This is a genomic window from Acinetobacter sp. YH16052 (assembly GCF_013417155.1).
GTDB lineage: Bacteria > Pseudomonadota > Gammaproteobacteria > Pseudomonadales > Moraxellaceae > Acinetobacter.
This window is the reverse complement of the sequence record NZ_VPEO01000127.1, coordinates 1-1,739: the sequence shown is the minus strand read 5'-3', so window position 1 is coordinate 1,739 and position 1,739 is coordinate 1. Positions and strand designations below refer to the sequence as shown.

Here is a 1,739-nt window from a genome sequence, read left to right as displayed (position 1 = left end):
TGTTAATTTTTATGCAAAAGCTCAGGTTAATCCTGAGCTTTCTGTTCAATCTTATCATTGGCAGAGAACATACCTGGATTTGTAAGCCTGATATTTTCCTGACAACTTTCACACAGCATCAACCCGGCAAAAAGCTGTACATTCTGTCCATTTCCACAAAGCGTACATGGTTTTAAAAGTTGAATAATATTGTCCAAAATTAAGATTCCTTAGAAGAAAAGTTTTGTTCCGCATAATTAGCGGCCTTAGCTTGCATACTTCTAATTTCGTCTTTAGAAGCACCATTTTTCATTAATAACCATAAAAGCATCATGTATGTACTACTAAAATCCTCATAGTATTTTTCAGAAAAATTATTATCTTCCTCAAAGTCATCTATTCGCTTTTCTAATCGATTCACCAGATCCTCAATACGATCTGCCTGCTGCTTAACAGCAATAGATTGAAAATCATTAGTCAAAATTTTACTGAACAATTTACTGGTTCTGATTCCTTCTGAATTAGCCAATTGATCGTAGAATTCTGCTACTTGTGGATCTAGTCTGACTGCATAAGTTTTGACTTTTTCGCCCATAAATTACATCTCTTATAAAAATTAGAGTTTGTACAAGATTAAATCAAGATAATTCAATAATTTAAATCAAAAGAATAAATAAATTACGTACAAATCTATTTGTACAAAATTAATTTATTATAAAACAAAAACTTATTTAAATATAATGCTTTTTTTATGTACAATCATGAGTACATAGTTTTTCTTAAATTTATCAATATCTTATATAAAAAAAGTGTTGTTTTGATGTACAACCATGAGCACAGCATAAAAAATAGATAATTCAATCACTTATTCTAAAAAAAGACCATTTTTCTGTACACGTTTCTGAGACCCTAAAAAATCGCTGAAATCCTTATCCTGTAAGGCTTTGAGGGTTGTCATCGTTAGATGCGTGGTGTGTGACAAAAAAATCCCGGCGTGTGCCGGATCCTGGATTGGAAAATTGGCTAAAGTGACGTAGGGCCGGTGCTTGGTTTTGCATGGAAAAAAGTATTTATTTCCTTGTTTAGAAAAACGTAAAAAATCAATTTTTTGTCTATTCATCCAGGTTAAAAATTTCAACCCAAAACTTTAATTATGAAAAGCTTCATAGAAAGCGTTCAAATGCGATTTAAGAGCCTTTACCTAAAAAACATAGATCTCATAGTGAAAAACAGAAAACAGCTCAAAAACGCAAATGAGAGCGAAATAAAGAGGTATTTTGACTTTAGATAGATGCATAGAGCGAGTGTCTACGAGCGAACTATCAAAATTTGCGCCTAGACCCTCTGAAAAACATTTTTTTGTCCTCTTTAGCCTAAGAAAGCGTAAGTTTCATGCAGAAATTTGCTCCTGGATCGAGCGTAGCGAGTAAAAAAGTTTTATGAGCGAAGCGAATTCCGAGTTGCTTTTGCTTTTTCTTAAAGTCACGCAAGTATTAACCAAAAAATTGCCCCAACGAACTGAGCGAAAGCGAAGTTCAATAGAGTTTGAGCGAAGCGAAAACCAAGGGCAATTTTTCCTTCCTTGGGCTTTTAATTATTTTAAAGTTTTTAAATGCTTTTAGGTAAGCTAAAAACATTGTAAATGAAGGCTCCTAGACTTCATATGACACCGTTTACCTTGCAATATGACACCGTTTACCTTGCAATATGACACCGTTTACCTTGCAATATGACACCGTTTACCTTGCTTATAGCACTAA

2 protein-coding genes are annotated in these 1,739 nt (G+C 33.4%); both read right to left on the bottom strand.

Going from position 1 to position 1,739, the window contains the following annotated elements:
• Positions 1–26: 26 nt before the first annotated feature.
• Positions 27–197, bottom strand: coding sequence for a hypothetical protein (locus FTV42_RS16620; RefSeq protein ID WP_171249271.1), 171 nt, complete (start codon positions 195–197; stop codon positions 27–29).
• A gap of 2 nt (positions 198–199) precedes the next feature.
• Entirely contained in the window at positions 200–574 is a 375-nt protein-coding gene (locus FTV42_RS16615) for a hypothetical protein (RefSeq protein ID WP_046206308.1), read from the bottom strand.
• Between the last annotated feature and the right edge of the window lie 1,165 nt (positions 575–1,739).

Bases quoted from the DNA above. Each gene is read 5' to 3' on its own strand.
- FTV42_RS16615 (WP_046206308.1), bottom strand. From the start codon at position 574: ATGGGCGAAAAAGTCAAAACTTATGCAGTCAGACTAGATCCACAAGTA.